Here is a 6,431-nt window from a genome sequence, read left to right on the forward strand (position 1 = left end):
GGTGCAGACCGGTTCCTGGCCCGACCGGTCTACCGTTTCAGTGGCCACACCGATGGAGGACGGCCATGGCAAAAATCCTTGCGGTGCTCTATCCGGATCCCGTGGGCGGCTATCCACCCGAGTACGCCCGCGACGGGATTCCCACCATCACCGGCTATCCGGGCGGTCAGACCGCGCCGACCCCGCAAGCCGTCGATTTCGCCCCGGGGCAGCTCCTCGGCTGCGTGTCGGGGGAACTGGGACTACGCCGCTTCCTGGAGGAACGCGGCCATACGTTCGTCGTCACGTCCGACAAGGAGGGCGAGGACTCCACTCTCGACCGCGAGCTGCCCGACACCGACGTGGTGATCTCGCAGCCCTTCTGGCCCGCCTATCTGACCCCCGAGCGGATCGCCGCGGCTCCCCGACTCGGACTCGCGATCACGGCGGGGATCGGGTCGGACCACGTCGACCTGCCGAGCGCCATCGCGCACGGCATGACGGTGGCGGAGATCACCTACAGCAACAGCATCAGCGTGTCCGAGCACGCCGTGATGCAGATTCTGACCCTGGTGCACGACTACATGGCCGCCCACGAGTGGGTGACCACGAAGAAGGGCTGGAACATCGCCGACGCCGTCTCGCGCAACTACGACATCGAGGGCATGGACGTCGGCGTCCTCGGCTCCGGCCGTATCGGCCAGGCGGTGCTGCGCCGCCTCAAGCCGTTCGATGTCAGGCTGCACTACAGCGATGTGCACCGGCTCCCCAAGGAGGTCGAGGAGGAACTGGAGCTGACGTACCACCCCGACGCCCGCTCCCTGGCCTCCTCGGTCGACGTGCTGTCGATCCACACCCCCCTGCATCCGCAGACGCAGAACCTCTTCGACGACGAGCTGATCGGGGTCATGAGACGCGGCTCGTACATCGTCAACACGGCACGCGCGCTGATCGTCGACCGGGACGCGGTGGTGCGGGCCCTGAGCAGCGGCCGACTGGCCGGTTACGCGGGTGACGTGTGGTATCCACAGCCACCACCGCCCGACCATCCCTGGCGCACCATGCCGCACGAAGCGATGACACCGCACGTGTCCGGGTCGACCCTCTCCGCACAGGCACGCTACGCGGCCGGCACGCGGGAGATCCTGGAGTGCTGGTTCGACGGACGTCCCATCCGCCAGGAGTACCTGATCGTCGACGGCGGCGGTCTCGCCGGGACCGGTGCGCAGTCCTACACGGTCGCCGGATAACGAACAACAGTCGCGGACAACAAATCAGCGGAGGATTCCGCGGCTGAGAATCCACTTATGCCGCGAGGCCCCGTTTGCGGCTGTGAGCGGACTCACGCCGAATTCACTGGACGGGCACCCGCGAGAGTTTTAGCGTCCTTGAATAGTTTGTTGTTTTCTCACTATGCGAGGGCGCCGGCGCCGCGCATACTGTTCCGCAGGTGAACAAGGCGAAGGAACGCCGGGAAGGTGGGTCAGTGAGCAGCATGGACGCCGTGTGGGTACGGGGCGTGAACGGCATTCAGTTGCATCACGTGACCGACCTTCAGGATGCCGGCAGATTTCTCGGCAACGCAGCAATGGCCCTGCGCGCCGCACACGTGAGGACGGGCGCCGACCGTTACGCCGGACTCGCCACAGAGCTGAAGGCCCTGGTGGAGCGGGTGCGGGAGTTGGAGGACGAGGCGCGGTCGAGCATGCACGATCTGCATTCCACCGACCCCGAGCGGTTCGCCCGCTGCCGGGACGGCCACGAGCCGTGGCCCGGCGAGATTCCGGCGGGGTTCATTCCGCGCCACACCTGCAAGGACGAGTGCCTGTACCACGACCGCGACGTCCTCGACGCGATCATGCAGTGCACCTGCGGCCGACCGCCCTGCCAGGCGTGTGAGATCGGCGGACCGCTCTGACGCTCGACGGGCCCTGATCATCCCATTCGCCGCCCAGCGGCTCTCGGGTCACGACACGAACGGGGCGGTCCCGTACTGACGAGCACCGGGCATCGGAAACCGCCGGGCTTCCGCCGGTGCGTTCCGGTCGACGAGGGGCGGACGCAGGCCCCGGGCCCCGGGCCGGCCGGTCAACACGGTCGGCCGCGGGTCTCCCCCGGTCAGGCGGATCGGGAGACGAAGACCCGTTCCAGCAGGGTGTAGAGGCAGTCCCGGTCCTGGTCGCTGAGCCTGTCCAGGCCATCCTGTGTGGCGCGCATCCTCGCGCGGATCGCGTCGGTGACACGCTCACCCTCGGCCGTGAGGACGACGTTCCTGACGCGCCGGTCGGACGCGCTGGCCTCGCGGCGCACGAGGCCGCGCTTCTCCAGCCGGTCGATGATCCCGGTGATGTTGGAGGCGTCGCAGGTCATGGTGTCGGCCAGGGCGCGCATCGCGGCGGGTCCCCTGCGCAGCACGGTCAGCGCCTTGCCCTGGCTCGCTGTGAGGTTCTCGCTCGCCGCCGCGATCGTGAAGTCGCCGTAGTAGGCGCCGAGCGACACCGAGAGCAGCTCCATGAGCTGGGCCGTGTCGACGCGGGGAGGTCCTGTCATAGGGATCACCCTACCCAGGAAACTTGACGATCTCAAATATCTGCGTCTACCGTCTCCTCATTGCCTGAAGTTCTCAAGCATCAAGGTTGTCAAGTACCTGCGAGGAGCATCCCCCGTGACCGTCACTCCGTCCCCCGCCTCCCGCGCGGCCGAGGTCCTGTCCCGGCCCGTCGCACTGAACGGCCTGACCGTCCCGAACCGCATCGCGATGGCGCCGATGACGCGCATGTTCTCCCCGGGCGGCGTCCCCGGTGAGGACGTGCGGTCCTACTACGCCCGTCGCGCCGCGGCGGGCGTGGGCCTGATCGTCACCGAGGGGACCTACGTCGGCCACGAGTCGGCCGGGCAGAGTGACCGTGTGCCCCGGTTCCACGATGAGGAGCAGCTGGCAGGGTGGGCGCAGGTCGCCGAGGCCGTTCACGCGGCGGGCGGCACGATCGTGCCGCAGCTGTGGCACATCGGCATGGTGCGCAAGCAGGGCCAGCCGCCCTACGCCGACGCCCCCGCCGTCGGTCCCTCCGGCATTCGCGTCGACGGCACCGAGGGCACCGGCAAGGCGATGACCCGGAGCGACCTGGACGACGTCATCGGCGCGTTCGCCGAGGCCGCCGGGGCCGCCGAGCGCATCGGATTCGACGGCGTCGAACTGCACGGCGCCCACGGCTACCTCCTCGACCAGTTCCTGTGGGAGAGGACCAACCGCCGTACGGACGCCTACGGCGGCGACGCCGTGGCGCGTACGAAGTTCGCGGCCGAGATCGTGACCGCGGTCCGCGAGGCCGTCTCGCCCGACTTCCCAGTGATCTTCCGCTACTCGCAGTGGAAGCAGGAGGCTTACGAGGCAAAGCTCGCCGAGACCCCGGAGGAGCTGGAGTCGATCCTGACGCCGCTCGCAGCGGCCGGCGTCGACGCCTTCCACGCCTCCACCCGTCGCTACTGGCTCCCTGAGTTCGAGGGCTCGGACCTGAACCTGGCGGGCTGGACGAAGAAGCTGACCGGCAGGCCCACCATCACCGTCGGCTCGGTCGGCCTGGACGGCGACTTCATCGGCGCTTTCATGGGCGAGGGTGCCCCGGTCCAGGGCATCGACGACCTGCTCGACCGCATGGAGCGCGACGAGTTCGACCTGGTCGCCGTCGGCCGCGCCCTGCTCCAGGACCCGGAGTGGGCGGCGAAGGTCCTGGAGGGCCGGTTCGAGGAGCTGAAGCCGTACGACGCGACGGCGCAGAAGACACTGAGCTGAGGCGTATGTCGGAGAAGACACTGAGCTGAGGCGTATGTCGGACGTTGATCTCCTGCGTAGGGTGCAGGCATGTCGCTGAGCCGCATGGTCCTCCGGTCCGGCCGTCCGATCGAGCTCTCCGAGGTACGGCTGTCCTCGACCTACGGCGGAATGCCGGAGGGCCATCCGTGCAAACCCGTCAACGACCTGAAGGTCAGCGGTCTCCTGCGGACCGCCGAACGCGCCTTTCCCACCACGCCGGTCCATCTCGTTCAGCCCTCCCGCGAGTACCCGGACCGGACCGCGGGTGCGTTCGGCCCCGTCGAGGTGCTGCCCTCCGTGGCCTGCATCGGCGCCTTCCGCTCCACCGCGGTCGACCCTGACCGCGATCCGGTGCTGTACCGCTCACCGCGACGAGGCGTCGCGGACGGCTACCGGAGTGGGGTCCCGTATACCCACGTACCCGCCACGGCCGGCAGGCCGGGCCGCTCGCTCCGCACGGCCGGAGCAGGCTCGTCGACCTCGGGGAAGGGAAGGTCGGATCGGGGCATGGCCTGAACCTCCGGCCGACAGGAAGCAGTGGAAGGCGTCTTCCGCCGGCCGAACCATCGCCCCCTGGCACCGGGTCCGCCGGACGGCATGGCCACGTCAGGTGTCCCAGCCGAACGTGCACCGGCAGAGGGCTCAACCGTCCGACTCGCGCTGCCCCTCACGAAGGTCTGCTGCCTCCCCGAGGTTCTCCTCGATCATCGCCGGGAAGAACTCCTCGAACGAGACATATCGCTCGACCTCGAGCCCTGCGAGCCAGATGACCGGGTTCGGGGTACTCCCACCGGCCTGAGGCATGACGAACAGGTCAATGCCGGTTCGCGATGCCCCGACGGGAATGAGCGCGGCCACGTCGAGAGCGCCGGCATCGACCACGTCCGGCTCCAGCGTGGACAGCAACCGGGCCGCTTCGTCGAACGGTGCCCCCAAGAGGTCCGACGTACCGAAGAGGTCCACGTCCTGCATGAAGGCGGGCCAGCCGTCGGCGTGGACGAGGAACTCCGCGTACTGCGAGTCCAGGACGACGCCCCGCCGGGCTTGCACCAGCCCGATCCGCTCTCGGCTCGCCGGTGGAGCCGGCTGCCCGTGGCACCACAGATGCTCACGATCGATCTCGCGAACCTCGCGCTGCGCATCGACCATGCGGCTGATCGCGTCTGCCCAGTCGGTCATGGGTCCTTCTCGTCCGTACTCCGCGATCCGGTACCGGGTGCGTCAAATGAAGGGCCACTGGGTGAGCGCCGGGGGGCGTGCGGACTCCTGAAGCGCGTGCGGTGGGCCACCGGGCCAGCGTAGACCCTGCCGGTGACGGGCGTGTTCGACCGGGCATGGCCTGAACCTCCGGCCGACTCCAGGGAGCGGAACCGCGAGCAACCACCCGCGCGTACCTGCACGGGCCGCTGTCACCGAGCCCGCTTCGCTCGTGACAGCTCGGGGTCGCAGCCGGTCCGCGCTCGGGCCGTCCGAATCGGGCGAGGGGTGCGAGAAGCTGAGGACCCTTCTGCATCCCGGGCGCATACGGGCCACCGACGAGCCCTCCTGCCCCGACTCCGCAACATGCGGCCGCACCAGTGGCGGCGGGCCGCCGCCGGACGACCCGAGCACGCGGCTCCTCCCTGCCGCCCGCACAGCGGCCCTCGTCCTCCGCGTCAGCGCACCGGCTGGTTGACGCGCTCGACCTGCTGGGTTCCGCTGCGGGTCCGGTAGGAACGGACCCAGCGGGCCGTCGCGTCGGTCTTCGTCCGATCGGACAGGACGTAGTAGTCCATCTGCGACCGTTCGGAGGTCACGTCGAGGACGCCGTAGCCGTGGTGGTCCATGTCGAGCCACTTCACATGGCGGTTCGCGACCTTGACGGCGGTGGCCGCCACCAGGGAGACGGTGCCGGGCGCGACGTGCAGGATGTCGTCCAGGTTCTCGGTGGTCACCGACGCCACCACGAACTCCGTCGCGGCCGACCGGGACAGCGGGTAGGTGGCCGCCTTCACGGGCACGTCGTTGGCCCAGGCCATGTGGATGTCGCCGGTGAGGAAGACGGTGTTCTTGATCCCGCGGTCCGTCAGGTGCTTCAGCAGTTCCCTCCGGTCGTCCGTGTAGCCGTCCCACTGGTCGACGTTGACGGCGAGACCCCCCTTGGGCAGGCCGAGCAGTTCGGCGATCGGCCCCAGCAGATGCGCGGGCACGGAGCCGAAGGCCACCGGTGAGATCATCACCGAGGTGCCCACGAGCTTCCAGGTGGCGTCCGACGAGGCGAGGCCGGACTTGAGCCAGTCCAGCTGGGCGCGGCCGGTGATGGTGCGCTCCGGGTCGTCGACCTTGCCGCTGCCCACGGACGCCTGCTCGGAGCGGAACGAGCGGAGGTCGAGCAGGTGCAGGTCGGCCAGTTTGCCGAAGCGCAGCCGGCGGTAGACGGTGCCTTCGGTGGAGGTGCGCACGGGCATCCACTCGAAGTAGGCCCGTTTGGCGGCCGCGGCGCGGGTCGCGTAGTCGCCCTCGGTGCCGGGGGTGTGGTTCTCCGCGCCGCCCGCCCAGGCGTCGTTGGCGATCTCGTGGTCGTCCCAGATGGCGATGAGCGGATGGGCGGCGTGCAGTGCCTGGAGGTCGGTGTCGGTCTTGTACTTGCCGTGCCGGA

7 protein-coding genes are annotated in these 6,431 nt (G+C 69.2%); 4 read left to right on the top strand and 3 right to left on the bottom strand.

All coding sequences use genetic code 11. The features are described 5' to 3' along the window. The first annotated feature begins 65 nt into the window (after window positions 1-65). Window positions 66-1,229: an NAD-dependent formate dehydrogenase gene (locus AB0J10_RS22905; RefSeq protein ID WP_363064344.1), complete on the top strand. Its 1,164-nt coding sequence runs from the start codon at window positions 66-68 to the stop codon at window positions 1,227-1,229. A gap of 245 nt (window positions 1,230-1,474) precedes the next feature. Continuing rightward, the gene (locus AB0J10_RS22910) at window positions 1,475-1,897 is read left to right on the top strand and encodes a hypothetical protein (RefSeq protein ID WP_363064353.1); all 423 of its coding nucleotides are present in this window, start codon (window positions 1,475-1,477) and stop codon (window positions 1,895-1,897) included. A 200-nt stretch (window positions 1,898-2,097) separates the two neighbouring features. On the opposite strand, the gene AB0J10_RS22915 is transcribed toward AB0J10_RS22910, so the two are convergent. Then, window positions 2,098-2,529, bottom strand: coding sequence for a MarR family transcriptional regulator (locus AB0J10_RS22915; protein ID WP_363064345.1), 432 nt, complete (start codon window positions 2,527-2,529; stop codon window positions 2,098-2,100). Window positions 2,530-2,644: 115 nt separating this feature from the next. Here AB0J10_RS22915 and AB0J10_RS22920 point away from each other — a divergent pair, with 115 nt between their 5' ends. Continuing rightward, window positions 2,645-3,772, top strand: coding sequence for an NADH:flavin oxidoreductase (locus AB0J10_RS22920; protein WP_363064346.1), 1,128 nt, complete (start codon window positions 2,645-2,647; stop codon window positions 3,770-3,772). Between the two features lie 69 nt (window positions 3,773-3,841). After that, complete coding sequence (locus tag AB0J10_RS22925; RefSeq protein ID WP_363064347.1) at window positions 3,842-4,309, top strand: hypothetical protein; 468 nt, start codon at window positions 3,842-3,844, stop codon at window positions 4,307-4,309. A 126-nt stretch (window positions 4,310-4,435) separates the two neighbouring features. Here the strand turns inward: AB0J10_RS22925 and AB0J10_RS22930 are convergent, their stop codons facing one another. Next, window positions 4,436-4,972, bottom strand: coding sequence for a hypothetical protein (locus AB0J10_RS22930; RefSeq protein WP_363064348.1), 537 nt, complete (start codon window positions 4,970-4,972; stop codon window positions 4,436-4,438). A gap of 476 nt (window positions 4,973-5,448) precedes the next feature. Continuing rightward, the coding region (locus AB0J10_RS22935) for an alkaline phosphatase D family protein (protein ID WP_363064349.1) at window positions 5,449-6,431 on the bottom strand (983 nt) is incomplete at its 5' end.

It is taken from the genome of Streptomyces sp. NPDC049887, from assembly GCF_040656535.1.
Lineage (GTDB): Bacteria > Actinomycetota > Actinomycetes > Streptomycetales > Streptomycetaceae > Streptomyces.

Bases quoted from the DNA above. Each gene is read 5' to 3' on its own strand.
- AB0J10_RS22905 (WP_363064344.1), top strand. From the start codon at position 66: ATGGCAAAAATCCTTGCGGTGCTCTATCCGGATCCCGTGGGCGGCTAT.
- AB0J10_RS22910 (WP_363064353.1), top strand. From the start codon at position 1,475: ATGGACGCCGTGTGGGTACGGGGCGTGAACGGCATTCAGTTGCATCAC.
- AB0J10_RS22915 (WP_363064345.1), bottom strand. From the start codon at position 2,529: ATGACAGGACCTCCCCGCGTCGACACGGCCCAGCTCATGGAGCTGCTC.
- AB0J10_RS22925 (WP_363064347.1), top strand. From the start codon at position 3,842: ATGTCGCTGAGCCGCATGGTCCTCCGGTCCGGCCGTCCGATCGAGCTC.
- AB0J10_RS22930 (WP_363064348.1), bottom strand. From the start codon at position 4,972: ATGACCGACTGGGCAGACGCGATCAGCCGCATGGTCGATGCGCAGCGC.